Below are 24,403 nucleotides of genomic sequence, written 5' to 3' on the forward strand. Positions count from 1 at the left end.
GGCCGTGGGTCTCCTCAATAATGGCGGGAATGTATCAAGTCCTGCGACCCTCGCGCAGCACCTTCGAGACGCTGCGCGGCCAACGTTACCACGTCCGCGAGTGGGGACAACCCGATGCGGCGCGCCCGCCGCTGTGGCTGCTGCACGGTTGGATGGACGTCTCCGCTTCGTGGCAGTTCGTCGTCGATGCGCTCGCGCACGAGCGCCACTGCCTCGCCCCCGACTGGCGCGGCTTTGGACTGACGCGCGCGGCGCACCTCGGGGATGCCGACGGTCCGCCCCCGTACGGCGACGCCGATCAATACCTCTTCGCCGACTATCTGGCGGACCTCGACTTCCTGATCACGCGCGTCAACGAGCGGCTCGGGCGCGCGCCCGACGCCCCGATCGACCTCGTCGGGCACAGCATGGGCGGCAATGTCGCGATGCTCTACGCCGGCGTGCGCCCGGCGCGCGTGCGGCGGCTCGTCAACCTCGAGGGTTTCGGTCTGCCGGCCACGCGCCCCGAGCAGGCCCCGCGCCGCTACGCCGCGTGGATCGACGAGCTGCACCAGCTCACGCGCGGGGAGATCACCCTCAAGACCTATACGGGGCTCGCCGGCGTGGCGCAGCGCCTGATGAAAACCAACCGACGCCTGGCCGAGTCGCGCGCCCGCTGGCTCGCCACGCACTGGGCGCGGCCACTCGACCCGGCCAATCCGGACGGCGAGTGGGTGATCCTGGGCGACCCCGCCCACAAGGTGCGCAGCAGCCACCTCTACCGCCTCGATGAGGTGCTGGCGGTGCACGCAGCCATCACGGCCCCGGTGCTGGCGGTCGAGGCCAGCGACGACAGCCTGGCGCAGTGGTTCCCGCGCGGCGAGCACTCGCTGGCCGAGTACCACCGGCGGCTGCAGGTCGTCCCCGACTGCCGCATCGCCCGGGTGGACGACGCCGGCCACATGCTGCACCACGACCAGCCGCAACAGGTGGCGGCACTGATCGAGGCCCACCTCGACGCCCCCGGCTCCGTCGGCGTGCCCGCGCGCGCGTGGGAGGGCTGACATGGCCCACGCCACCTGGAAAACCGACCTGCTGATGGTCGGCGTCGCGGCGATCTGGGGTTCGACCTTCGTCGCGCAGCAGCTCGGGATGGAAAGCGTCGGGCCGTTCACCTACACCGCGGCGCGCATGGCGCTGGGGGCCGCGCTGATCGCCCCGCTGTGGTGGTGGCGCGGCGGCCCGTTTGCGACCATCCCGCGCGTGGACAGCACCGGGCTGTGGCGCGATGGCACGCTGCTCGGCCTGGTGCTGTTTGCGGCGATCAACCTGCAGCAGGTGGGGCTGCTGGGCACGACCGTCTCCAACGCCGGGTTCATCACCGGGCTGTACGTGGTGCTGGTGCCGATCCTGATGCGGATCTTCGGACAGCCGGTCGGCCTGCCGGTGTGGCTGGCGGTCGGGCTGGCGACGGCCGGGCTGTACTTCCTCAGCGTCAAGCCGGACGCCACGATCGCCCCGGGCGACTGGCTGCAACTCGGCGGCGCGGGGCTGTGGGCGGTGCATGTACTGCTCGTCGGGCATTGGGCGCGGCGGCACGACGCGATTCGCCTGTCCATCGTGCAGTACGCGGTGGCCGGCGCGCTGTCGTGGGCCGCGGCGCTGTGGCGCGGCGAACCCATCACGTGGGTGGCGCTCAGCGGCGCGGCGGGCGCGATCGCCTGGGGCGGCATCCTGTCGATCGGCATCGCCTACACGCTGCAGGTCGTCGCGCAGCGCACCGCCAAGGCCTCGCACGCGGCGATCATCTACAGCAGCGAGGGGGTGTTCTCGGCCATCGGCGGCTGGTGGATTCTGGGTGAGGTGATCGGCTGGCGCGGCTGGGGCGGCGCTGCGTTGATCCTCGCCGGCATGCTGCTCGCGCAACTGGGGCGACGCCATTGAGCGTGCCCCCTGTGGATGCGCCACGCAGGCCACCCAGCCAGAAGGCACCCCGCCCTGGCTCGCTGTACAGCCCGACCGCCCCTTGCACCGCAGGCCAAGCGGGGTTGTGCCGACCATGCCGGGGGATCCACGTCTGCGCTGGCGACGGCGCGCGCCCCCCCGCATGAAACGGCGCTCGCGTGCGAAAATGAAGGGTTTTGAAAAACCCCAACCGGAAAGTCGACGCCATGGAAGCCGAACGCCTCAACGCCCTGTCCAACCGCCTGCAGGATCTGACGCAGCGCGTCGCCGACCTGCGGAGGTTTCTTTGACTACGATGCCAAGGCACTGAAACTCTCGGAGGTCAACGCCGCGCTGGAAGACCCCAACGTCTGGAACGACCCCAAGCGCGCGCAGGACCTCGCAAAGGAAAAGAAGTCGCTGGAGGACGTGGTCCTCGTGCTCGACCGGCTCGCGCAAGAGCTGGCCGACAACCGCGAGCTGTTCGAGATGGCCCGCGCCGAGGGCGATGACGCGGGGTTGGAGACGATCGAGGCCGATGTCGAGCGCATCGCGCCGGAGGTCGAGCGGCTGGAGTTCCGCCGCATGTTCAACAACCCCGCCGACCCGAACAACTGCTTCATCGACATCCAGGCCGGTGCCGGCGGCACCGAAGCCTGCGACTGGGCGCAGATGCTGCTGCGCCAGTACCTGCGTTACGCCGAGCGCAAGGGCTTCAAGGCCACGGTCGAGGACGAGCAGCCCGGCGACACCGCCGGGATCAAGAGTGCGACGATCAAGGTCGAGGGTGACTACGCCTTCGGGCTCTTGCGTACCGAAACGGGCGTGCACCGGCTGGTGCGCAAGTCGCCGTTCGACTCCTCCGGGGGGCGGCACACGTCGTTCGCGTCGGTGTTCGTCTACCCGGAAATCGACGACTCCATCGAGGTCGAGATCAACCCGGCCGATGTGCGCGTCGACACCTACCGCGCCAGCGGCGCCGGCGGCCAGCACATCAACAAGACGGACTCGGCCGTGCGCCTGACGCACATCCCCACGGGCATCGTCGTGACGGCGCAGGACAGCCGCAGCCAGCACTCCAACCGCGACCTGGCGTGGCAGCGCCTGCGCTCCAAGCTGTACGAGCTGGAGATGCGCAAGCGCATGGAAACGCAGCAGCAGCTGGAAGCGTCCAAGACCGACGTCGGCTGGGGCCACCAGATCCGCTCGTACGTGCTGGACCAGAGCCGCATCAAGGACCTGCGCACCAACGTCGAAGTCTCCAACACGCAAAAGGTGCTCGACGGCGACCTCGACGTCTTCATCGAAGCCTCGCTCAAGCAAGGCGTCTGACCCTCCACTGCCACAGGACCGCAACATGACCGCTGCCCGCGAAGGCTCCCCCCGCATCGTCCGCCGCGAGGACTACGCCCCGCCGGCGTACTGGATCGACACGGTCGACCTCACCTTCGACCTCGACCCGGCCAAGACGCGCGTGCTCAACCGCATGCGCGTGCGCCGCAACCCGGATCAGCCCGCGCAACCACTGCGGCTCGACGGCGAAGACCTGAACCTGGCGCGCGTGCTGGTCAACGGCCAGGGCACGAGCTTCCGCCTCGACGGCGGACAACTGGTGCTGGAAAAACTGCCCGAAGGCGACGAGCCCTTCGAGCTGGAAATCTTCACCACCTGCGCGCCGGAGAAGAACACCCAGCTCATGGGCCTCTACGTGAGCCAGGGCACGTTTTTCACCCAGTGCGAGGCCGAGGGGTTCCGCCGCATCACCTACTTCCTCGACCGCCCGGACGTGATGTCCACCTACACGGTGACGCTGCGCGCGGACAAGGCGCAGTACCCGGTGCTGCTGTCCAACGGCAACCTGGTGGCGCAGGGCGACCTTGAAGATGGCCGCCACTGGGCGCGCTGGGAGGATCCGCACCGCAAGCCGTGCTATCTGTTCGCGCTGGTGGCGGGCAAGCTCGCCTGTCGCAGCCAGCCCATCCGCAGCCGCAGCGGCACCGACCACCTGCTGCAGATCTACGTGCGGCCGCACGACCTCGACAAAACCGACCACGCGCTGCAGTCGCTGATGGCCGCCATCGCCTGGGACGAGACGCGCTTTGGCCTGCCGCTGGATCTCGAGCGCTTCATGATCGTCGCCACCAGCGACTTCAACATGGGCGCGATGGAGAACAAGGGCCTCAACATCTTCAACACGAAGTACATCCTGGCCAACCCCGCCACCGCCACCGACACGGACTACGCCAACATCGAGTCGGTCGTGGCGCACGAGTACTTCCACAACTGGACCGGCAACCGCGTCACCTGCCGCGACTGGTTCCAGCTGAGCCTGAAAGAGGGTCTGACGGTCTTCCGTGACCAGGAGTTCAGCCAGGACATGGCCGGCAGCCCCTCGGCGCGTGCGGTCAAGCGCATCGAGGACGTGCGCGTGCTGCGCACCGCGCAGTTCCCCGAGGACGCGGGCCCGATGGCGCACCCGGTGCGCCCGGACCAGTACGCCGAGATCAACAACTTCTACACCGTCACGGTGTACGAAAAAGGCGCCGAAGTCGTGCGCATGATGCAGACGCTCGTCGGGCGCGATGGCTTCGCCCGGGGCCTGAAGCTCTATTTCCAGCGCCACGACGGCCAGGCGGTGACGTGCGACGACTTCGCGCAGGCGATTGCCGACGCCAACCCGGACAGCGAACTGGCCCGGCTGCTGCCCCAGTTCAAGCGCTGGTACAGCCAGGCCGGCACGCCGCGGGTACACGCCCGCGGCAGCTACGACGCCGAGGCACGCACGTATACGCTCACGCTGCGCCAGAGCTGCCCGCCCACACCGGGGCAGCCGACCAAGGAGCCGTTCGTCATCCCGGTGGCGATGGGACTGCTCGACCGGCAGGGTCATGCCCTGCCCGGCACCGAACGGCTGCTCGTGCTGCACGAGCCGGAAATGACGGTGACCTTCGAAGGCATCGACGCCGCGCCGATCGCGTCACTGCTGCGCGGGTTCAGCGCGCCGGTGATCCTGGAGCACGACCTCCACGACGACGAGCTGCGCGTGCTGCTGGCGCACGACACGGACCCGTTCAACCGCTGGGAAGCGGGCCAGCAACTGCTGCTGCGCCGCGCGCTGGCCGCGATACGCGCCGGCGGCCCGGTACACGAGCCGCTGGACGCCGCCGTGCTGCAGGCGATGCGCGAGGTGCTGCGCCACCCGACGCTGGACGCCGCGTTCAAGGAACTGGTGCTGACGCTGCCGGCCGAAACCTACATCGCCGAACAGCTCGACGAGGTCGATCCGCAGCGCGTCCACGCGGTGCGCGAGGCGATGCGCCAGCAGATGGCGCACGCGCTGCACGAGGACTGGGTGTGGGCCTACGAGGCGCACCACGACAACGGCGCGTACCAGCCCGACCCGGTCAGCAGCGGCCGCCGCGCGCTCACCGGCCTGGCGCTGCAGATGCTGTGCCTGGCCGCGCGCGACAACGGCAACCCCGTGTGGCCCGGCAAGACCTACCAACGCTTCAAGGACGCGACCAACATGACCGACCGCTACCAGGCGCTGAGCGCCCTGGTGGTGACGGGCCACGAGCTCGCGGCCAAGGCGCTCGAACGTTTCCACGACCTGTTCCGCCACGAGGAACTGGTGCTGGACAAGTGGTTTGCGCTGCAGGCCGGCGCGCCCGATCGCGGCGGCGACGCCCTACCGCGCGTGCAGGCGCTGCTGCAGCACCCGGACTTCCACCTGCGCAACCCCAACCGCGCGCGCAGCCTCATCAGCACCTACTGCCACGCCAACCCGGCGGGCTTTCACCGTGCGGACGGCGCCGGCTACACGTTCTGGCGCGACCGCGTGCAGGAGATCGACGCGTTCAACCCGCAGGTCGCCGCCCGGCTCGCGCGCGCGCTGGACCGCTGGCGCAAGCTGGCCGAACCCTACCGCAGCGCCGCGCGCGCGGCGATCGAGGCCGTCGCCGCCCAGCCGACGCTGAGCACCGACGTGCGCGAGGTCGTCACGCGCGCGCTGGCCGATTGACACCGGCCGCTTGATGGTCGTTTCATCCACCGCCCCGTTGGCCATCCGAGGAGTCGCCCCATGTCCACCGCCGCCATTTCGCTCACCCGCTACCTCATCGAACAGCAACGCGTGCACGGCCGCATCACGCCGGAGCTGCGGTTGCTGCTAGAGGTAGTGGCCCGCGCCTGTAAGCGCATCGCCATCAGCGTCGGCAAAGGGGCGCTGGGCGGCGTGCTGGGCTCCGCGGGGACCGAGAACGTCCAGGGCGAGGTGCAGAAAAAACTCGACGTCATCGCCAACGAGGTGCTGATCGAGGCCAACGAGTGGGGCGGCCACCTGGCCGCGATGGCGTCCGAAGAACTCGACGGCGTGCTGCCGATCCCCAATCGCTACCCGGCCGGCGAATACCTGCTGCTGTTCGACCCGCTGGACGGCTCCAGCAACATCGACGTCAACGTCAGCATCGGCACGATCTTCTCGGTACTGAAAAAACACCGCGAGGACCCCACGCGCATCGATCCGGTAAGCGAAGCCGACTTTCTGCAGCCCGGCCGCCAACAAGTGGCCGCTGGCTACTGCATCTACGGGCCGCAGACGACCCTCGTGCTCACCGTTGGCAATGGGGTCGCGATGTTCACGCTGGACCGCGAGCTGGGGGCGTGGGTGCTGACGCAGGACCAGGTCCGCATCCCGGAAGACACCAAGGAATTCGCCATCAACATGAGCAACTGGCGTCACTGGGCACCGCCCGTGAGACGCTACATCGAGGAGTGCCTGGCGGGCAAAGAAGGGCCGCGCGGCAAGGACTTCAACATGCGCTGGGTGGCCTCGATGGTGGCCGACGTGCACCGCATCCTGACGCGCGGCGGGATCTTCCTCTACCCGTGGGACAAGCGCGAGCCGAACAAGCCCGGCAAGCTGCGCCTGATGTACGAGGCCAACCCGATGGGCTGGATCGTCGAACAGGCCGGCGGCGCCGCCACCGACGGGCGCCGGCGCATCCTCGACATCGAACCGCGCGGCCTGCACGAGCGCGTGGCGGTGATCCTCGGCTCGCGCCACGAGGTGGAGCGCGTGACGCGCTACCACCACGAGGCGGATGCCGCCCAGCCCGCCGGCGCCGCGCTATAATGGCGCTTTCTGCGATACTGCCAGCCGCCGGTCGGCAAGTCGCCATGCCGCAATAGCTCAGTTGGTAGAGCAACTGATTCGTAATCAGTAGGTCGGAGGTTCGACTCCTCTTTGCGGCACCAAAAAAAATCAAAAACATAGCCCGCTTTGGCGGGCTTTGTTTTCGGAGTGGTGCACCGGATGTAACTGCGGATGTTAGCACCAAGCAAAAGCCCGGCTCTCGCCGGGCATTGCTTTTCGGGTTTGCGTGGGGGTGTTACGGCCGTCGGGCCAGCTTCAGCACCTCCTGCCAGGCCAGCGCTTCAGCCGCTTCGCGGGTTAGCCCCCCGTCGTACTGGGCGATCGCCGCCCACTCCTCAAAGGCTTCGCGCAGCACCTCCGGCGGCAGCGGGCAGGACGGGGGGCTGATCGCTGCGCATGCATGTCGACTTTGTGCGATTTTTGGTGTTACGGTGTTACAGGGGTTACAGGAGTCATAACCATTTGTTTTTTTCATGCGTAACCTGTAACTCCGCCCGTAACCCACCGCGTGTTACGGTGTTGCACGCGCGCTCGCGGTAGCGGCGGATCACGTCAGGCGGCGCCATCGTTGGCCTCCTCGTTGACCGTGATGTGGTGCACCTTGACCACGCGGCCATCGATGCGCACGGGCCTGGCATGCTTGCCGTCCGCGCCCTGCGCGGGCAGCATCTTCAGGGCGACCAGCGTTTCCAGTGCAGGCTTGACCTCCGACCCCCGCAGCGCTTCGCGTAGCCCGTCGGCAGTGAACAGCCACTCCCGCCGACCGCCTCGCGAGCGCCACCAGCCCGCGCGATCCCGCACCAGTCGCGCAATGCCCTCGTCCGCATCGATGGCGCTGAAACGCGCGTCACCGTGCCGATCGATGAACGCGGTCACGGCCTCCACCACCTGCGCGGCCTCCGCGCGCCCGGCGGTGCGCGTGCTGCACCACAGCCGGTAGGCTTCGGCTGCGGCGTCGATCGCGGCCCCTTCGGGCCAGCCGGTCAGCCCGTACTGTGTCGCCAGCTCACCGGCCAAGGCGATCAGCGCGAAGCGGCCAGCGGCGCGCGTGCGCTGCCCATCGTCCACTGGCGCATCGAACACCGGTAGGGCCTTGATGTCTGCCAGCGCTGCCGTCAGGTCGGTATCGTCCTGCGTCAGCCGCTCCAGAAACACCCGGCCCGCGTGCCCGCGTAGTGCTGCGCGGCGGCGCGCTTGATCGCGTCCGACAGTGCGCGCCCGTCTGGGTATCCGTGCTGGGTGTCCCATGCGCCATGCTTGCGATCGACGAACACGTCCAACAGCCGCACCCCTTGCCCGGCCTTGGCGCGCTTGCCGCCTTCGGCCATCGATGCGGCGATCGTCCGTTCGCCCGTCGACAACACCATGCAACGCCAACGCGCCAGCGCCCTCGACCCAGCCGCGCAGCACCCCGCCTGTGGCGTACTCTGCGGCGGATGCGTCCGCTTGGGAGATCACTTCCCCGGCCTGCGGGCCGATGGCGCAGTCGGCCAGGACGAAGGTATCGCCGGCCCAGCCGGTGGCAGCCGTGCACGTCACCCGGCGGCGCGGGGTTCGCCATAGCAGGTACTGCGACAGCCGCGCCCGATGGGTCGGGTCTATTTCCAACCCTTGCCGCAGCAGTTCCCCGCGCAGCTCTTCGCCGGAACCGCGCAGCAACTCCATCGGCATGGCCCACGTGCGCCAGTGGCCCAGCGACGTTTGGAACCGCGTGCACCCGGCCCACGTTATCGCCGTGCACGTCGGCGGTCAGGGCCTCAACGAGGAACGGCCCGCACTGAGCCAGGCAATCTGCGACACATTACGTCGCATCCACATGGATGATGGCTCCTGTCAGCAAGGAGAAACTGTCATGGTACGACGCCATTCGCTTTACAAAGGCTATGCGAGTGATCTCTCTCCCATCATTCATCTCTGGCTGCTGCGGATATTGGTACCTGTCACATCCCGGATGATCATATGGCCGTTTTTGGAACAGATGCGGGTGTGACGTGTACCACTGTTTCATGGCCTGCATGGGCGTGAGACCCTTGAGTGCGGCCTGGGGCAGCTGGTGGTTGTAAAGCCAAGCATAGCGCAGCAGGGTCTTCTCGAGATCCTCGCCGCTGATGAAGTGGTGGCTGCGCAGCACCTCCTCGATGCGGCCGTTGAAGCGCTCTACCATCCCGTTGGTCTGGGGGCGTCGCACGCGCGTGGTGCGGTGCTCGATGCCGAGTGCCTCGCACAGGCTCTCGAAGGCGTGGGTGGCACTGGGCTGCCCCAGCAGCCGTGCGGTGAACTCCTTGCCATTGTCTGTGAGGATCTTGTTGATCTTGATCGGGCACGCCGTGAGCAGCGACTTGAGGAAGGCGCGCGCGTTTCTCGCGCTCTTGGAGGCGTACAGGGCAATGAAGACCCAGCGCGTGGCACGGTCGATGGCCACAAAGAGGTAGCGCCGCCGCGTCTCATCGGCCATTTGCGGCAGGTACTTCACGTCGATATGAATGAAGCCCGGCTCGTAAGCGGCAAAGGGCTGATGTGCGGGTTTGGGCACCTGGGGCTTGAGGGATCGCAGCGACCCCACGCCGTGGCGTCGCAAGCAGCGATCCAGTCCCGAGCGCGACACGTCAGGACAGACGAACTCGCGCATGACCGACAGCAGATCATCCAGCGGCAGCAGCAGCGTCTTGCGCAGCTCCACTGCAATGGCCTCCTGCGCCGGGGTCATGGTGGTACGCAGCCGGTGCGGGGTGTGGGAGCGATCCAGAAAATCCTCGCGGCGCTTCCACTTGTACACCGTCATGAGCGAAACGCCGTAACGCTCAGCCAACACCGCAGCCGGCTCATCCGACAGCGCGATCTCGCGCCGTATGGCTGGCGTTGTACGCGCCAGGGCATGCAGCTTGATGTTCATGAGGGCATCTCCCGATGATGGTCGTCAACGCCTTGACCCGCTGCCCAGCAGCTCGCGCAGAACGCTTACCGCCAGCAGGTACGCATGGCGTGATGGCACTATCCAATCATCCGGGATGCGACAGGTATGGAAGCCGAAACAGGTCGAGATGCTTTGGGATTCGATAGTCCGCGGCTTTCCCATCGGCGCGTTTTTTCTCGCTCCCTATGTGGACGCGCGCGGTGTACAGCAGAGCAAGTACGGACAGGCAAGCCAACCAGCCAATTACCATCTGCTAGATGGCCAGCAGCGTTCGACGGCCATCGCGCTAGGTTTTCTCAACGCTTGGGGGCCTGCGTCGAACAAGACCACTAGCGAGGATTCGACTTCTCGAGTCAGCGCCGTGTTGTGGGTAGACTTGGCGCCCGCCGACGAAAAATCGGATGCCGAGTTCGTCTTCCGCGTCGTGACCCGGTCGCACCCGTGGGGTTATCGGCGCAGCAATGCCGAAGTAACGCTATCGATCTCCGCCATTCGCAAAGCGCTGGATGAAGGTTTTCGTCCTGCCATGTCGGACCCAAAGATGAGAGCGCTCCCACCGCACCAGATACCGCTGACCCACGTCTGGCCGGCGGATGCGGAAGCTCCTGTACCGCTGGTCTTCGTCATCGAAGCCTTGATGAGTGACGAAACGGCGAGTCTCGACCAGGTGACTGACAAACTGCGTGCAAAATTGGCCAGCTTGCCCTTCTGGGATGCCAAGGAAGGTTCCTGGCCCGCCATCCGCCAAAAGGTCGAGGAGGCTATTGACGCGCGCGAAGGCATCTGGCCCACCTTGGTCGAACACCTGCGCGCCAGCGCCACCCTAAAAGCCGCTTACGGCGTGCCGGCCTTGATCCTGCCCCAGACCGTCCGACCGGATTCTGGCTTGCAGGCCGACCCGCTGGAAACGCTGTTCATCCGCGTCAATCAGGCGGGCACCCAGCTGGAGGGTGAGGAACTGATGTACTCCATCCTCAAGTCCAGCTGGACCGAGGCACCCCGATTTGTCGAGCGACTGGCACATAGACTGGCACATCCGCCGCGCCTGGTCATGCTGGCCACCCGGCTGGTACTGGCCAAGATGCAGAGAAATAACGACACGCGGCATCCGGCGGTGCCGGGTGTGGCCCAGTTCCGCCGGCTGGTGCATGGTCAGGACAAAGATCGACCCGATTTCAAGGCCCTTCTGACCGACTTCGTGCAAAGCGAGGGAAAAGCGGTTTTCGAAGAGGCCAAGAAATTGCTGGTCGATACCAACCTACCCGGCGGCGAATATGCTCTGCCGCCGGTGCTGGCCTTCGAACTGGCCCACAAGTCGCCGGATGTCGCTCTGCTGCTGCTTTACTGGGTCATGCGCATGCGAGAGGCTAAGCTGGCGCCGACCGGGATTACGGAAGACCAGCGGCGCCGCCTGCTGGGGTTTCTCACCGCCTTGGCCTGGTTTGCCCCCGACGCCGACAACGCCGTGGCGGCGGTGTGGTCGGACTTGAAGCAGGCGAGTCCCGCGACCTTGCCGGACTTTTTTGCCCGTCCCGCATTCGAGAAAGCGCTGCAACTGGGCCAGAACGACAAGTTGCTGGCTTGCCCCTTGCCAACGCCGGAAGTACTTGAGGCGGTCGTCGCTGTTTGCGTGACCAAATCAACCCGGCATGGAGGCTTCAACAAGCCGGACAGCGACTTCTGGAGCAAATGGCGATGGTATGACGACCTGCAACAAACACCCCCCGAAGAATGGAGGCGGTGGTTCGAGCAGCATGTCGATCACATCTGGCAAAAAGGCGATGGCGTAGATCAGAATGTCCTGATCAACAAGCGCAGCGAAGCCTGGGGACATTTTTCCCACCAGCTATGGGTCAAGAAAAGCCTGTTGCTCTATGTAGTCGCCCCTGAAATATTCCTAACCCGTTGATAAAGCGTTCGTTTTTGGCTGTTTTGCGGTACAATTTCTCCCAGCTTTTTGCCACCCTCGACGCGGTTGCTGGGAGTTCTGACCATGGCCGAGTGCATGCACAGCGAGGATTTTTTCCGGCTGCGTCTGGAGCACATGATCGATGTGCGCCACCCACTGGCGGTGCTGGCACAGCGCATGCCGTGGCAGCGGCTCGAGCACGCGATCGCGCAGCGCCTGGCGCGCGCACCCCGCAGCCAGGCTGTCGAGGCGCTGGACGACGCGATCGACCTCTTCGGTGAGCAGCGCGCGCGCACCCGGCGCACCAGCCGCGCGGGGCGGCCGCGCGTGCCGCTGCGCATCATGATCAGCCTGCTGTACCTCAAGCACGCCTTCAACGAGTCCGATGAAGGCGTGGTGCAGCGCTGGAGAGACACGCCCCGCTGGCAGTATTTCTCGGGCTGTGCCTACTACGAGGATCGGCTGCCGTGCGATGCCACGACGCTGGTGAAGTTTCGCCAGTGGCTCGGGGAAGAAGGGGTGGAGGAGCTGCTGGCGCAGACGATCAATGTGGCGGTCGAACTCGAGCTCATCGAGCCGCAGGCGCTCGAGCACCTGGTGGTGGACAGCACCGTGCAGCACAAGGCCATCGCCCACCCCAGCGACAGCCGGCTGCTGGAGGTGGCGCGAGTCAAGCTCGTGGCGGCGGCCAAGAACGCCGGGGTGCAGCTCAAGCAGACCTTTGCGAAGGAGGGGCAGCGACTGCGGCGCAAGGCTGCCGGCTACGCGCATGCCAGGCAGTTCAAGCGGCTGCGCCGCACCATCGAGCGCCAGGCCACGATCGTGGGACGCTTGGCGCGCGAGATCGAGCGCAAAGCCACGGCACTGACGCAGGCTGCACGCGAGGCCCTGGGCGAGTCGCTGGCCAAGGCGCAACAGATCATGGCGCAGAGCCGCCAGCGCAAGGCCAACGCAGGGCATCCCAAGCTGTATGCCTGGCACGCACCGGAGGTCGATTGCATCAGCAAAGGCAAGGCGCGCAGCCCCTACGAGTTCGGGGTGAAGGTCGGTGTGGCCAGCACCCTGCAGCACAACCTGGTCGTGGGTGCGCGCGCCTTTCACGGCAATCCCTACGACGGACACACCCTGTGGGCGCAGCTCGAACAGGCCACCATCCTGATGCAGGACAACGCCGTCGCTCCCACCGAGGTGTACGTGGACCTGGGCTACCGCGGGGTGGAGGCCGACAACCCACAGGTGCGCATCGTGCACCGCGGGCGCTGGCGGTGCCTGAGTCGCTCCGATCGGCGCCGGCTCAAGCGCCGCCAGGCCATCGAACCCATCATCGGGCACCTGAAGGCCGATTGCCGCATGGATCGCTGTCACCTCAAGGGCGAGCGGGGCGATCGGCTGCACGCGGTGCTGTGCGCGGCCGGCTACAACATCCGCTGGCTGCTGCGCATGATCGCCAAGCGGGGCATCGGCCCCCTTGTGGCGGTTCTTTTGCGTCTGCTGCTGCGCCTGCTACAAACCATCGAGCAGGCAAAGCGCGCGCTCACCACCCCCATGCCAGGGACGCTGCGAGCGGTGGGGTGAATTTTTCAGGGGCAACTATGTACAGCGCGCCTGGTTGAACAAATGGTTTCCCGATTACGACCCTTCGGTGCCGGATCAGGTCGAGGACAAGAACCGACCCTGGGATTACGACCATATTCATCCCGAACGCTACCTGACTACTGAAACGGGCCGTAGCCGGCACAACATCCCGCAGATCATCCGGGACTGGCATCGTTCGATCGGTAACCTCCGTGCATGGCCACTGGAAGCAAATCGCTCGGATGGCGATCTCTCGCCCAAGACCAAGTTCTCAAAAGTCAGCGACCGGGAGCGGCGGTATCACATGACCACGTCCCAGGACGAATGCAACGCCAGCTTCGTCGGCTACGAGGAGGACGACTGGGACGACTGGTGCGCTTCGGTACCCGAGGAAGTCGAAGCGGGCGAGCAGCCGGTGCAGTATCTGGCCTACGCCGATTATGGTGTAGCACGACAGGCGCTGGTGCGGGCGATCACGACGCGCTTTTGCAAGCTCTACCGGCATTGGTACGAGGAGCTGAAAATCGGCGATCTGATGCCGTGAGTAAGCGTCCCTTCTACCATCGCCCCTGAAATATTCCGCCGCAAAGGCAACTGCTGAGACAATGCGCCAACAGAGAGCTTTTTGGGGACGATTGAAAGCGGCCAGCGTGCATGGGCAGCGATTTGCGACTCACGAGCAGGCCCGGCAGGCCGTGATGGACGGGCTGGTGTTCTACAATCACCGCCGGCTACACTCGTCGCTGGCCTATCTCAGCCCGATGCAGCACGAGCAGCGCTGGCGCGAACCAAAGCGGCAACAGACCGCTTGAGCGTCGGGCTAGAAACTCCACTCGACGGGGGCAAAGTCAGGGCTGTTGTTGACCATCAGCATCCTCTTGACGTTTCGGCCTGCCAGTGCGCGGGCCTTCGTGTTTCGATGGCCACCCTCGTCGTCTACTGCCAGCCCGGCGCGCGCCAGACGCGCTGCGCCGGCCTGCACGACGGCAAGCCCAAGATCCAGCTGCAGGCGCCGCCCGTGGACGGCGCGGCCAACGCCGCGCTGATCGCCTGGATCGCCGCGCGCTGCGGGGTGCCCAAATCCCGCGTGCACATCGTCCACGGCCACACCAGCCGCATCAAGCGGGTCGAGATCGACGGGATCGACGACACCGCGGCGCGATCGGCCTTGGGGTTGCCCTAGCGCGACGCCACCAGTGGCCCTAGCATCCCGCCGCCGGGGCCGCGGCGTACCACGACAAAAACCGGTCGACGACCCGCGCGGCGTGCGCGTGCCGCTCGGCGAGCCGGTGGCGCGCCAGCGGCACCCGGTACAGCGACCGCACCAGCTCCAACCCCACCGCCATGCCCAGCAGCAACTCAGCGGCGTCGTCCGGGTCGTCGCAGCACAACCACCCCGCCCGGTGTGCCCGTGCGAGGAAGCGGCTCAGCTCGGCGTGCGCCTGCGCGGGTCCGCGGCGCCAGATGCCAGCAAAGTCCAGCCCCGCAGCCGCCCCATCGGCCAATGCCAGCAGGTAGCGCTGGTGTGTGGTGGTGCACAACAGGCCTGCCAAGTCCACCACGTACTGGTGCAGCTGTGCCCGCACTTCTGCCTTGGACGTGGGCTCGGAGCGCAGCGTACGGGTCAGATCTGTGGCCCGCCGCGTCACCAGTGACTCCAACAACACTTGTCGGTTGGGATAGCGCCGGTACAGGGTTGCCTTGGAAATCCCGGCCAGTTGCGCCACGCGCTCCATCGTGACAGCCGCTGGCCCCGCTTGCCGCAGCAGCGTGCGCACGGCCCGCAAAATTGCCCGGTCTTTGCTGCGGTCGATGGGCCGTCCACGAGGGGACGCCAGCTCTTTGGACGCTCGACGGTTGTGCACGACAGCCACCAATTAAGATACGATTGCGTTCAATTATCACAAGCCCCACAGACGAGGCCCTCAGGAGTCACCCGTATGGCCGTTTACGCCTCCCGCCTGGTCACACTGGTCACCGTTTTGGTGATTGGCGCGGTACTCACGGCGTGTCAACAGGCACCCGCAACAGACAGCGCCGGCACTGTCCCTTATGTGCGCACGGCTGCCGTGCAGCCCGTCGGTGCCGCGGCACAAGGTTTGTCAGGGATCGTGCGTGCCCGCATCGAGGCCCCTTTGGCCTTTCAGGTCGGTGGGCGCATCATCGCACGCCGCGTCGACGCCGGACAAGCGGTCTCCGCGGGGCAGGTGCTGTTCGAGCTCGATCCGGCGGACCTGGAACAGGCGGTGCGGGCGGCCGAAGCGGACGCGGCGGCGGCCGAAACGGCGTGGCGCACGGCGCAAGCCGAGTGGGCGCGCGTGCGCGAGCTGCAATCACGCGGCTTCGTCAGCGCGCAGGCGCTGGAGCGCGCGGAACTGGCGGTACGCGAGACCCACAGCCGCCGCGACGCCGCCACCGCCCGGCTGACGCAGGCGCGCAACGCGCGCGGGTACGCGCAGTTGCGCAGCCCCGCGGCCGGGGTGCTGATCGACGTGTCGGGCCAGCCCGGGCAGGTCGTCGCTGCCGGGCAGCCGGTGGCGACGCTCGCACAACAGGGGGAGCGGGAAGTGGAAGTCCACTTCCCCGACGGCGTGCCGCCCCCCGCGCAAGGCGAGGCGCTGCTGCCCGACGGCCAGCGGCGCGCGCTGCGGCTGCGCGAAGCGGCGCCGGCCGTCGATCCGCTGGGCCGCACGCGCCGGGCGCGCTACACGATCGCGGACCTGCCGCCCACCGTGGCGCTGGGCAGCGTCGTCACCTCGCGCTTTGCCCTGCCCGGGGCAACGGGCGCGGAGGCGCTGTGGCAGGTGCCGGTCGGGGCGCTGGACGAGCGCGGACACGGCCCGCGCGTGTGGCGGCTGCGTGACGGCAAGCCCGAGCCCGTCGCGGTGCAGGTGCGCGCGCTCGACGACCGGCACGCGATCGTCGCCGGCGCGCTGGAGCCGACCGACCGCATCGTCGCGCTCGGCACCCATCTGCTGCAGGAAGGCATGGCGGTGCGGGAGCTGCCCCGATGAGCCTGCCCAACCTCTCCGCGCTGGCGGTGCGCGAGCGCGCCGTCACGCTGTTTTTGCTGATCCTGTCGATCCTCGGCGGCCTGTACGCGTTTCTGTCGCTGGGGCGCGCGGAGGACCCGGCGTTTACGGTGCGGGTGATGCAGGTCAACGTCGCCTGGCCCGGCGCGTCGGCCGAGCAGCTGCAGCAGCAGGTCGTGGACCGGCTGGAAAAGCGCATCCAGGAGGTCGAATACCTCTACCGCATCGAGAGTACGGTACGCCCCGGACAGGCGACGCTGCAGGTGGAGTTTCATGACTACACGCCGCAGGCCAAGGTGCCGGAGCTCTTCTACCAGGTGCGCAAACGCATGTGGGACGAGGCCCGCCAGATGCCGCCGGGCGTCATCGGCCCGATCGCCAACGACGACTTCTCCGACGTGTATTTCAGCCTGCTGGCGCTCACCGCCCCGGGCCTGCCGATGGCTGATCTGGCGCGCGAGGCCGACCGCCTGCGCGACCAGCTGCAGCGCATCGAGGGAGTGCACAAGGCGGTGCTGATCGGCGAGCGCACCGAGCGGGTCTACGTCGAGTTCGACAGCGCCCGCCTCGTCAACCTCGGCCTGTCCCCGCAAGCCATCTTCGAAGCGATCGACGCGAGCAACCGGCTCGTCCCCACGGGCCGCATCGAAACGGACGGCCCGCGCCTGCACATCCGGCTCGACGCCGACCTGTCCGACCCCGAGGCGCTGGCTGCCGTGCCGATCCGCGCGGGCAACAAGGTGCTGCGCCTCGGCGACATCGCGACGATCCGCCGCGGCTACGAGGAGCCGCCCTCCTACCTCGTGCGTGCGCGCGGCCAGGACGCGGTGCTGATCGGCATCGTGATGAACAAGGGGGAAAACGGCCTCGCACTCGGCCAACGGCTCGAGGCCTACCTGCAGGCAGAGAAGACGGAGCTGCCGCTCGGCATGGCGCTGACGCAGCTCACCAACCAGGCCGACGCGATCCGCAAGGCGGTCGACCTGTTCCAGCTCAAGTTCCTGGTCGCGGTGATCGTCGTGATGGGGGTGAGCATGCTGGCCATCGGCTGGCGCGCCGGCCTCATCGTCGGTATCGCGGTGCCGGTGACGCTGGGCATCAGCTTTCTGATCATGAAGCTGATGGGCATCAACCTCGACCGCATCACGCTGGGGGCGCTGATCATCTCGCTCGGATTGCTGGTGGACGACGCCATCATCTCGGTGGAGATGATGCTGGTGAAGATGGAGGAAGGCTGGGACCGCGTGCGCGCCGCCGCCCACGCGTGGAATGTCACCGCCGCGCCGATGCTGTTCGGCACGCTGGTCACGGTGGCGGGGTTTCTGCCGATCGGGTTTGCCCGCTCGGGCGTCGGCGAGTACGCCGGCAACATCTTCTGGGTGCTGGGTATCGCGCTGCTGGTGTCGTGGCTGGTGGCTGTGGTCTTTGCGCCGTACCTGGGTGTCAAGATGCTGCGCGACGTGCCGGTGGCGCAGCGCCACGATCACGCGAGCCTTTACCAGACGCCGATGTACCAGCGGCTGCGCAGCGTCATCACGTGGTGCGTCACGCAGCGCAAGACGGTCGTCTTCGGCACCGTCGCGCTGCTCGTGCTCTCCGCCGTGGGCATGGCCACCGTCGTGCAAAAGCAGTTTTTCCCGAATTCCGACCGCACCGAGGTGCTGGTGAGCGTCTACCTGCCGCAAGGCACGTCGGTCGGCGTCACCGACCAGACCATGCGCCGGCTGGAGGCGATCCTCGCGCCGATGCCCGAGGTCAAGACCCTCTCGACCTACGTCGGCGCGGGTGCGCCGCGCTTCTTCATCTCGGCCAACCCCGAGCCGCCCAACCCCGCGTTTGGCAAGATCATCGCCGTGGCGCAGGACGAGGCCGCGCGCGATCGGGTGATGGCGACGCTGGAAGAGCACATCCGCAACGGCGAGTTTGCGGAAGCGCGCGTGCGCATCGCGCGGCTGCTCTACGGCCCGCCGGTGGCGTGGCCGGTACAGTTCCGCGTCTTCGGGCCCGACCCCAACCGCGTGCGCGAGATCGCCTACCGCGTGCGCGACGTGATGGCGGCCAACCCGCACGTCGTCGACCCGCACCTGGAATGGGACGAACGCGTGCCGGTGCTGCACCTGCGGGCCGACCCGGAGCGGCTGCGCCTGATGGGCCTGACGCCGCAGGACGTCGCGCAACAGCTGCAGTTCCTGCTGGACGGCGTGCCGGTGACGCAGCTGCGCCGCGACACGCGCAGCGTCGATCTGATCGCGCGCGGCGCGATGGGCGGCCAGCGGCTGGACGCGCAATCGCTGCGTGCACTGGAACTGCTCAACCGCGACGGCCGCAAGATCCCCGTGACCCAGCTGGGCACGCTGGACGTGCGTTACGAGGAGCCGGTGATCAAGCGCTACAACCGCGAGCCGTTCGTCGCGGTGCAGTCGGAGGTGCGCGGCGCGCAACCGAACGACGTCACCGCCGCAGTGTGGCAGGCGCTGGAGACGGTGCGCGCGGACCTGCCGCCGGGCTATCGGGTGGCCATCGGTGGCTCGGTCGAACAGTCCGGCAAGGCCGACGCGTCGATCCAGAAGCTGCAGCCGGTGATGGTCGCCTGCATGCTGATCTTCATCATGCTGCAGATGCGCTCGTTCCCCGGGACGTTCATGGTCGTGGCGACCGCGCCGCTGGGGCTGATCGGGGCCGTGCTGGCGCTGCTGGTGTTCCAGCAGCCGTTCGGCTTCGTCGCGCTGCTGGGGCTCACGGGCCTTGCGGGGATCCTGATGCGCAACACGCTGATCCTGACGCAGCAGGTCAGCGACAACTTCGAGGCCGGGATGAACGCCTTCGACGGCGTGGTCGAGGCCGCGGTGCAGCGCGCGCGCCCCGTGGTGCTGACGGCGCTGGCGGCGGTGCTCGCGTTCGTGCCGCTGACCCAGGACAGCTTCTGGGGACCGCTGGCCTACGTGCTGATCGGCGGCGTGGCGGTCGGCACCCTCATCACGCTGCTCTTCGTGCCGGCGCTGTACGCGCTGTGGTTCCGCATCCGGCCGGCCAGCCAAGGGGCGTCAAGCTGAGGGCTGCCGCTCAACGCCTGTCGGCGGCCCGGTACACGGCGCTGCGCTCGCGCTTGCCCACGGCGATCACGATGACCACCACCTCGGCGTCCCGCACCTCGTACACGAGACGGTAACCGGCGCTGCGCAGCTTGATTTTGTAACGGTCCGGATGCCCTGCCAGCTGCGCGGCCGGCACCCGGGGCTGCTCGAGACGCTCGGCGAGCTTGCGCTTGAGGATCGTGCGAACGCTGCCGTCGAGCGCTTGCCACTCCCGCCAAGCGGCGGGGTGAAACGCAAGCTCATAGCGCATCGAGGGACACCCGCTGCAAGGGTTGTCCGTCCCGCAGCCGGGCGTCCGCGAGGGCGTTGAGCTCCAGATCCTCCAGACGCTCCATCAAGGCCTCGAAAGCCGTGGCGGGCACGCAGTAGAAGGCGGGCTCGTTGCGATTGAGGATCGCCACCGGCCCCCCCTCACCCGCCTGAACCGTGCCCATCGGATCGCGCTTGAGTTCGGTGACGCTGGCCGCAACGGGGGCGAGCAACACGTGGGGCATGACAAGCTCCTGGGATTCCGAAGTGCCTTTTCCAAAAGCACTTTTCGTGGTGCTCTCAATGGTACCTTGTTTCTGGAACCCTGGGACATCCGGCTTGCGTGCGTTCACACGCCCCGCAACCGCCGCGCGATTTCGGCGACGAGCTGGCGCGCCAGGGCAATTTTCGGGGCGGGCGGCAGCTCGACGACCTCGCGCTCATCCACCAGCAGCAACGCGTTGTCGTCGCGTCCGAAGGTGGCCGGCCCGATATTGCCCACCAGCAGCGGCACCCCCTTGCGCGCGCGCTTGGCCTGCGCGTGTGCGAGCAGGTCGTGGCTCTCCGCCGCGAAGCCGACGCAGTACAGCTCCCCCGAGCGCGCGCGCGGCAGCGCAGCGACGGTGGCCAGGATGTCCGGGTTTTCGACGAAGGTGAGCGCCGGCGGCTGGCCGCTGCCGTCCTTCTTGAGCTTGCGCTCGGCCGGCTGGGCGGGGCGCCAGTCGGCCACCGCGGCGGCCGCGACGAACACCGTGGCGGATGCCACCTCGGCCATGACGGCGTCGAACATCTGCTGTGCGGACTGCACGTCCACACGGCGCACGCCGCGCGGCGTGCGCAGGTGCACCGGCCCCGCGACCAGCGTGACCTCGGCCCCCGCCTCGCGCGCCGCCCGGGCGATGGCAAAGCCCATCTTGCCGCTGCTGTGGTTGGTGATGCCCCGCACCGGGTCGATCGCTTCGAACGTCGGGCCCGCCGTGACGAGCACGCGCTGTCCCGCCAACAGCGGCGGCTGCACATGGGCGATCACGTCTTCGAGGATCTCCTCCGGTTCCAGCATGCGGCCGTCGCCGACTTCGCCGCAGGCCTGCTCGCCCTGCCCCACCCCCAGCACGACCGCGCCGTCGGCCACCACCTGCGCGACATTGCGCTGCGTCGCCGGGTGCGCCCACATCTCGCGGTTCATCGCGGGCGCGAGCAGCAGCGGCACACGCGCGAGCGGCCGCGCCAGGCAAAGCAGCGTCAGGATCTCGGCGGCACGCCCCTGCGCCAGCTGCGCGATCAGGTCGGCGCTGGCCGGCGCGATGACGATTGCATCCGCCTCACGACCGTGGTTGATGTGCGCCATCGCATTCGGTTCGCGCACATCCCACTGGCTCGTCACGACGGGCCGGCCGCTGAGCGCCTGCATCGTCACCGGAGTGATGAACTGCGCGGCCGCCTCGGTCATCACCACCTGCACACTCGCGCCGGCGCGCACGAGCAGCCGGCACAGCTCGGCCGACTTGTAGCAGGCGATACCGCCAGACAGCCCCAGAACGATGCGCTTGCCGTCGAGTTCCTTCATGCGGCCGCACTATACCCCGCTCGCCCCGCGCGTAACCAGCCGCCCCTGCGCTGCGACATGGTCGGCTTTTATAATCGGCCTTTCCACAGACGGGCCCGTCGCGGCCCGCCCAACGTCATGACCAAATACGTGTTCGTCACTGGCGGCGTGGTGTCGTCCCTGGGCAAGGGCATCGCCTCTGCGTCGCTGGCCGCGTTGCTGGAGTCGCGCGGCCTGCGGGTCACCCTCATCAAACTGGACCCCTATCTCAACGTCGACCCGGGCACGATGAGCCCGTTCCAGCACGGCGAGGTGTTCGTCACCGACGACGGCGCGGAAACGGACCTGGACCTCGGCCACTACGAGCGCTTCATCACCACGCGGATGAAGCGCAGCAACAACTTCACGACCGGGCAAATCTACAAATCCGTCCTGGAAAAGGAGCGCCGCGGCGACTACCTGGGCAAGACCGTGCAGGTCATCCCGCACGTCACCAACGAAATCCAGGCCTTCATCCAGCGCGGCGCCGACGGGGTGGACGTGGCCATCGCCGAAATCGGCGGCACGGTGGGCGACATCGAATCGCTGCCGTTCCTCGAGGCCGCGCGGCAGATGAGCCTGCGCCTGGGGCCGAACAACTCGGCGTTCGTGCACCTGACCTACGTGCCCTACATCGCCGCGGCGGGTGAACTCAAGACCAAGCCGACGCAGCACACGGTGCAGAAACTGCGCGAAATCGGCATCCAGCCCGATGCGCTGCTGTGCCGCGCGGACCGCGTGATCCCGGACGAGGAGCGGGAGAAGATCAGCCTCTTCACCAACGTGCCGCTGTGGGGCGTCATCTCGATGCCGGACGTGGACACCATCTACAAGGTGCCGCGCGTGCTGCACGAGCAGGGGCTCGACGGCCTCATTTGCGACCGGCTGCGCCTGCACACGCCGCCGGCCAACCTCAAGCGCTGGGACGATCTGGTCTACGAGGTCGAACACCCGCAGGGCGAGGTGCGCATCGCGATGGTCGGCAAGTACGTCGACCTCTCCGACAGCTACAAGTCGCTCAACGAGGCGCTGCGCCACGCCGGGCTGAAGAACCACGTGCGCGTGGCCATCACCTACATCGACTCGGAGACGCTGGAGGATGACAACGTCGCCGCGCGGCTCGGCGGCTTCGACGCGATCCTGGTGCCGGGCGGCTTTGGCAAGCGCGGCGTCGAGGGCAAGATCCGCGCCGCCCGCTTTGCGCGCGAGCAGCGCGTGCCGTACCTGGGGATTTGCCTGGGCATGCAGGTCGCCACGATCGAGTTCGCGCGCCATGTCGCGGGGCTCGAGGGGGCCAATTCCACCGAATTCGACCCGCACACGCCCCACCCCGTCATCGCCCTGATCGACGAGTGGCTGGACGCCAACGGCACGCTGCAAAAGCGCGACGCCAACACCGATCTGGGCGGCACGATGCGGCTCGGGGCGCAGAGTGCCGACGTGATGCCCGGCACGCTCGCGTACCAGATCTACGGCCCGGTGGTCACCGAGCGCCACCGCCACCGCTACGAGGCCAACACGCAGTACCTCGACCGGTTGCGGCAGGCGGGGCTGGTCATCTCGGCGCTGACGCAGCGCGAGCAGCTCACCGAGATCATCGAGCTGCCGCAGGACGTACACCCGTGGTTCATGGGCGTGCAGTTCCACCCGGAGTTCAAGTCCACCCCGTGGGACGGCCACCCGCTCTTCAACGCTTATATTGCCGCGGCGCTGCAACACCAGCGGCGACGTGCCCCGCAGGAGGCGGCAACGGCATGAACCTCTGTGGCTTCGAGGTCGGTCTGCACCGGCCGTTTTTCCTGATCGCCGGCCCCTGTGTGGTCGAAAGCGAACAGCTGCAGATGGACGTGGCCGGCGAGCTCAAGGCCATCACGGCGGCGCTGGGCATTCCCTTCATCTTCAAGAGCAGCTACGACAAGGCCAACCGCTCCAGCGGCCGCTCGTACCGCGGCCCCGGGATGGAGCGGGGCCTGGAGATCCTGGCCAAGGTGCGGCGCGAGATCGGCGTGCCGGTGCTGACCGACGTGCACACCGAAGCGGAGGTGCCGGCGGTCGCGGCCGTCGTGGACGTGCTGCAGACCCCGGCGTTTCTGTGCCGCCAGACGGACTTCATCCGCGCAGTGGCGCAGTCCGGCAAGCCCGTCAACATCAAGAAAGGCCAGTTCCTCGCCCCAGAGGACATGGTCAACGTCATTGAGAAGGCGCGCGCCGCCGCCCGCGAGGCGGGGCTGAGCGAAGACCGCTTCCTGGCGTGCGAGCGCGGGGTGAGCTTCGGTTACCACAACCTCGTGTCGGACATGCGCAGCCTGGCGATCATGCGCCGCACCGGCGCGCCGGTGGTGTTCGATGCCACGCACAGCGTGCAGCTGCCCGGCGGCCAGGGCACCAGCAGCGGCGGCCAGCGCGAGTTCGTGCCGGTGCTGGCGCGCGCCGCGGTGGCGGTCGGGGTGGCCGGTCTGTTCATGGAAACCCACCCGGACCCGGCCCGTGCCCTGTCCGACGGCCCGAACGCCGTGCCGCTCAAACACATGCGCGCCCTGCTCGAAACCCTGGTCGCGCTCGACCAGGTGACCAAGCGCCAAGGCTTTCTGGAAGACGCGTTCGACGCCTGAAGACGGCTACCGGAGCCACGTTTTTTGACCGCACGTTCACCCCAAACACCATGTCCAGCGGCTACATCATCGCCTGGGTCGACGTGACCGACCCGCAGCAGTACGAGGAATACAAGCGCTGGTCCAGCGCGGCGATCCAGGCCCACGGTGCCGAGATCTGCGTGCGCGGCGGGCGCGTGGAGACGCTGGAAGGCGACTGGCAACCGGGCCGCATCGTGGTGCTGAAGTTCCCGTCGTTCCAGGCGGCGCGCGCCTTCCACGATTCGCCCGAGTACCGCCGTGCACGGGAGGCCCGCACGGGTGCGGCGGTCATGCGCATGATTTGTGTCGAGGGCCTCTGACGCCCCACCACCG

Annotated in this window: 21 protein-coding genes, 1 tRNA gene and 3 pseudogenes; 16 read left to right on the forward strand and 9 right to left on the reverse strand. The window is 67.6% G+C overall.

Annotation, left to right across the window (positions count from 1 at the left end):
* Positions 1-29 precede the first annotated feature (29 nt).
* From LCC91_RS06675 to LCC91_RS06700, 6 genes are all read left to right on the forward strand, one after another.
* Entirely contained in the window at positions 30-1,043 is a 1,014-nt protein-coding gene (locus LCC91_RS06675; protein WP_052231591.1) for an alpha/beta fold hydrolase, read from the forward strand.
* Position 1,044: 1 nt separating this feature from the next.
* Positions 1,045-1,923, forward strand: coding sequence for a DMT family transporter (locus tag LCC91_RS06680; RefSeq protein WP_043701260.1), 879 nt, complete (start codon positions 1,045-1,047; stop codon positions 1,921-1,923).
* Positions 1,924-2,150: 227 nt separating this feature from the next.
* Positions 2,151-3,255, forward strand: a protein-coding gene (gene prfB, locus LCC91_RS06685; protein ID WP_143897358.1) for a peptide chain release factor 2 whose coding sequence is annotated in 2 segments (ribosomal slippage) — positions 2,151-2,231 and positions 2,233-3,255 — 1,104 coding nt in all. Because the reading frame shifts where the segments join, the coding sequence is not laid out codon by codon here.
* Positions 3,256-3,280: 25 nt separating this feature from the next.
* Positions 3,281-5,944: an aminopeptidase N gene (gene pepN / locus LCC91_RS06690; RefSeq protein WP_043701269.1), complete on the forward strand. Its 2,664-nt coding sequence runs from the start codon at positions 3,281-3,283 to the stop codon at positions 5,942-5,944.
* 60 nt (positions 5,945-6,004) lie between these two features.
* Positions 6,005-7,057, forward strand: a complete 1,053-nt coding sequence (locus LCC91_RS06695) for a class 1 fructose-bisphosphatase (protein WP_043701272.1) — start codon at positions 6,005-6,007, stop codon at positions 7,055-7,057.
* 46 nt (positions 7,058-7,103) lie between these two features.
* Positions 7,104-7,179, forward strand: a tRNA-Thr gene (locus LCC91_RS06700).
* A gap of 134 nt (positions 7,180-7,313) precedes the next feature.
* Here the strand turns inward: LCC91_RS06700 and LCC91_RS06705 are convergent.
* The 5 genes and pseudogenes from LCC91_RS06705 to LCC91_RS06725 form a co-directional block, all read right to left on the reverse strand.
* Positions 7,314-7,553 carry a hypothetical protein gene (locus LCC91_RS06705; protein WP_143897357.1) on the reverse strand — a complete coding sequence of 80 codons (240 nt, stop codon included), beginning with the start codon at positions 7,551-7,553 and terminating at the stop codon, positions 7,314-7,316.
* Positions 7,554-7,630: 77 nt separating this feature from the next.
* Positions 7,631-8,233, reverse strand: a complete 603-nt coding sequence (locus tag LCC91_RS06710; RefSeq protein ID WP_043701275.1) for a hypothetical protein — start codon at positions 8,231-8,233, stop codon at positions 7,631-7,633.
* Positions 8,215-8,445, reverse strand: coding sequence for a hypothetical protein (locus LCC91_RS06715; protein ID WP_224440873.1), 231 nt, complete (start codon positions 8,443-8,445; stop codon positions 8,215-8,217). Before LCC91_RS06715 ends, LCC91_RS06710 begins: the two co-directional genes overlap by 19 nt.
* Before the next feature lie 19 nt (positions 8,446-8,464).
* A pseudogene (locus LCC91_RS13925) lies at positions 8,465-8,809 on the reverse strand (DUF927 domain-containing protein); the annotation flags it as partial.
* 208 nt (positions 8,810-9,017) lie between these two features.
* Positions 9,018-9,971 (reverse strand): annotated as a pseudogene (locus LCC91_RS06725) (IS481 family transposase); the annotation flags it as partial.
* A 115-nt stretch (positions 9,972-10,086) separates the two neighbouring features.
* On the opposite strand from LCC91_RS06725, the gene LCC91_RS06730 reads away from it, so the two are divergent.
* From LCC91_RS06730 to LCC91_RS06750, 5 genes and pseudogenes are all read left to right on the forward strand, one after another.
* The gene (locus LCC91_RS06730) at positions 10,087-11,901 is read left to right on the forward strand and encodes a DUF262 domain-containing protein (protein WP_185974947.1); all 1,815 of its coding nucleotides are present in this window, start codon (positions 10,087-10,089) and stop codon (positions 11,899-11,901) included.
* A 96-nt stretch (positions 11,902-11,997) separates the two neighbouring features.
* Positions 11,998-13,476, forward strand: a complete 1,479-nt coding sequence (locus LCC91_RS06735; RefSeq protein ID WP_390612153.1) for an IS5 family transposase — start codon at positions 11,998-12,000, stop codon at positions 13,474-13,476.
* Between the two features lie 34 nt (positions 13,477-13,510).
* On the forward strand, positions 13,511-14,020 hold the full coding sequence (locus tag LCC91_RS06740; RefSeq protein WP_185974928.1) for a GmrSD restriction endonuclease domain-containing protein: 510 nt from the start codon (positions 13,511-13,513) through the stop codon (positions 14,018-14,020).
* Positions 14,021-14,059: 39 nt separating this feature from the next.
* Positions 14,060-14,288, forward strand: a pseudogene (locus LCC91_RS06745) (IS3 family transposase); the annotation flags it as partial.
* Between the two features lie 107 nt (positions 14,289-14,395).
* Positions 14,396-14,659 (forward strand): DUF167 domain-containing protein, encoded by a 264-nt coding sequence (locus LCC91_RS06750; protein WP_043699062.1) that lies wholly within the window; start codon positions 14,396-14,398, stop codon positions 14,657-14,659.
* Positions 14,660-14,678: 19 nt separating this feature from the next.
* Here the strand turns inward: LCC91_RS06750 and LCC91_RS06755 are convergent, their stop codons facing one another.
* Complete coding sequence (locus tag LCC91_RS06755; protein ID WP_043699060.1) at positions 14,679-15,254, reverse strand: TetR/AcrR family transcriptional regulator; 576 nt, start codon at positions 15,252-15,254, stop codon at positions 14,679-14,681.
* Positions 15,255-15,416: 162 nt separating this feature from the next.
* Here LCC91_RS06755 and LCC91_RS06760 point away from each other — a divergent pair, with 162 nt between their 5' ends.
* Positions 15,417-16,490 carry an efflux RND transporter periplasmic adaptor subunit gene (locus tag LCC91_RS06760; protein ID WP_143898492.1) on the forward strand — a complete coding sequence of 358 codons (1,074 nt, stop codon included), beginning with the start codon at positions 15,417-15,419 and terminating at the stop codon, positions 16,488-16,490.
* Positions 16,487-19,561: an efflux RND transporter permease subunit gene (locus LCC91_RS06765; RefSeq protein WP_043699058.1), complete on the forward strand. Its 3,075-nt coding sequence runs from the start codon at positions 16,487-16,489 to the stop codon at positions 19,559-19,561. Before LCC91_RS06760 ends, LCC91_RS06765 begins: the two co-directional genes overlap by 4 nt.
* A gap of 10 nt (positions 19,562-19,571) precedes the next feature.
* Here the strand turns inward: LCC91_RS06765 and LCC91_RS06770 are convergent, their stop codons facing one another.
* The 3 genes from LCC91_RS06770 to coaBC all read right to left on the reverse strand — a co-directional run bounded on the left by LCC91_RS06770 (position 19,572) and on the right by coaBC (position 21,419).
* Positions 19,572-19,853: a type II toxin-antitoxin system RelE family toxin gene (locus LCC91_RS06770; protein ID WP_043699056.1), complete on the reverse strand. Its 282-nt coding sequence runs from the start codon at positions 19,851-19,853 to the stop codon at positions 19,572-19,574.
* Complete coding sequence (locus LCC91_RS06775) at positions 19,843-20,097, reverse strand: type II toxin-antitoxin system Phd/YefM family antitoxin (RefSeq protein ID WP_043699054.1); 255 nt, start codon at positions 20,095-20,097, stop codon at positions 19,843-19,845. The genes LCC91_RS06770 and LCC91_RS06775 overlap by 11 nt, the downstream gene beginning before the upstream one ends.
* A gap of 104 nt (positions 20,098-20,201) precedes the next feature.
* Positions 20,202-21,419, reverse strand: a complete 1,218-nt coding sequence (gene coaBC / locus LCC91_RS06780) for a bifunctional phosphopantothenoylcysteine decarboxylase/phosphopantothenate--cysteine ligase CoaBC (protein ID WP_043699053.1) — start codon at positions 21,417-21,419, stop codon at positions 20,202-20,204.
* A 117-nt stretch (positions 21,420-21,536) separates the two neighbouring features.
* On the opposite strand from coaBC, the gene LCC91_RS06785 reads away from it, so the two are divergent.
* From LCC91_RS06785 to LCC91_RS06795, 3 genes are read left to right on the forward strand one after another with little or no spacing between them, the layout of a single operon-like run.
* Positions 21,537-23,195, forward strand: a complete 1,659-nt coding sequence (locus tag LCC91_RS06785) for a CTP synthase (protein ID WP_043699051.1) — start codon at positions 21,537-21,539, stop codon at positions 23,193-23,195.
* On the forward strand, positions 23,192-24,049 hold the full coding sequence (gene kdsA, locus LCC91_RS06790; RefSeq protein ID WP_043699049.1) for a 3-deoxy-8-phosphooctulonate synthase: 858 nt from the start codon (positions 23,192-23,194) through the stop codon (positions 24,047-24,049). Before LCC91_RS06785 ends, kdsA begins: the two co-directional genes overlap by 4 nt.
* A gap of 50 nt (positions 24,050-24,099) precedes the next feature.
* Positions 24,100-24,390 carry a DUF1330 domain-containing protein gene (locus LCC91_RS06795; protein WP_043699046.1) on the forward strand — a complete coding sequence of 97 codons (291 nt, stop codon included), beginning with the start codon at positions 24,100-24,102 and terminating at the stop codon, positions 24,388-24,390.
* Positions 24,391-24,403 lie beyond the last annotated feature (13 nt).

The sequence above is a fragment of the Tepidimonas taiwanensis genome (genome assembly GCF_020162115.1).
Taxonomy (GTDB): domain Bacteria; phylum Pseudomonadota; class Gammaproteobacteria; order Burkholderiales; family Burkholderiaceae_C; genus Tepidimonas; species Tepidimonas taiwanensis.

Coding starts and splice junctions, on each gene's coding strand:
- LCC91_RS06675 (WP_052231591.1), top strand. CDS start 30: ATGTATCAAGTCCTGCGACCCTCGCGCAGCACCTTCGAGACGCTGCGC.
- LCC91_RS06680 (WP_043701260.1), top strand. CDS start 1,045: ATGGCCCACGCCACCTGGAAAACCGACCTGCTGATGGTCGGCGTCGCG.
- pepN (WP_043701269.1), top strand. CDS start 3,281: ATGACCGCTGCCCGCGAAGGCTCCCCCCGCATCGTCCGCCGCGAGGAC.
- LCC91_RS06695 (WP_043701272.1), top strand. CDS start 6,005: ATGTCCACCGCCGCCATTTCGCTCACCCGCTACCTCATCGAACAGCAA.
- LCC91_RS06705 (WP_143897357.1), bottom strand. CDS start 7,553: ATGAAAAAAACAAATGGTTATGACTCCTGTAACCCCTGTAACACCGTA.
- LCC91_RS06715 (WP_224440873.1), bottom strand. CDS start 8,445: ATGGTGTTGTCGACGGGCGAACGGACGATCGCCGCATCGATGGCCGAA.
- LCC91_RS06730 (WP_185974947.1), top strand. CDS start 10,087: ATGCGACAGGTATGGAAGCCGAAACAGGTCGAGATGCTTTGGGATTCG.
- LCC91_RS06735 (WP_390612153.1), top strand. CDS start 11,998: ATGCACAGCGAGGATTTTTTCCGGCTGCGTCTGGAGCACATGATCGAT.
- LCC91_RS06750 (WP_043699062.1), top strand. CDS start 14,396: ATGGCCACCCTCGTCGTCTACTGCCAGCCCGGCGCGCGCCAGACGCGC.
- LCC91_RS06760 (WP_143898492.1), top strand. CDS start 15,417: ATGGCCGTTTACGCCTCCCGCCTGGTCACACTGGTCACCGTTTTGGTG.
- LCC91_RS06765 (WP_043699058.1), top strand. CDS start 16,487: ATGAGCCTGCCCAACCTCTCCGCGCTGGCGGTGCGCGAGCGCGCCGTC.
- LCC91_RS06770 (WP_043699056.1), bottom strand. CDS start 19,853: ATGCGCTATGAGCTTGCGTTTCACCCCGCCGCTTGGCGGGAGTGGCAA.
- LCC91_RS06775 (WP_043699054.1), bottom strand. CDS start 20,097: ATGCCCCACGTGTTGCTCGCCCCCGTTGCGGCCAGCGTCACCGAACTC.
- coaBC (WP_043699053.1), bottom strand. CDS start 21,419: ATGAAGGAACTCGACGGCAAGCGCATCGTTCTGGGGCTGTCTGGCGGT.
- LCC91_RS06785 (WP_043699051.1), top strand. CDS start 21,537: ATGACCAAATACGTGTTCGTCACTGGCGGCGTGGTGTCGTCCCTGGGC.
- kdsA (WP_043699049.1), top strand. CDS start 23,192: ATGAACCTCTGTGGCTTCGAGGTCGGTCTGCACCGGCCGTTTTTCCTG.
- LCC91_RS06795 (WP_043699046.1), top strand. CDS start 24,100: ATGTCCAGCGGCTACATCATCGCCTGGGTCGACGTGACCGACCCGCAG.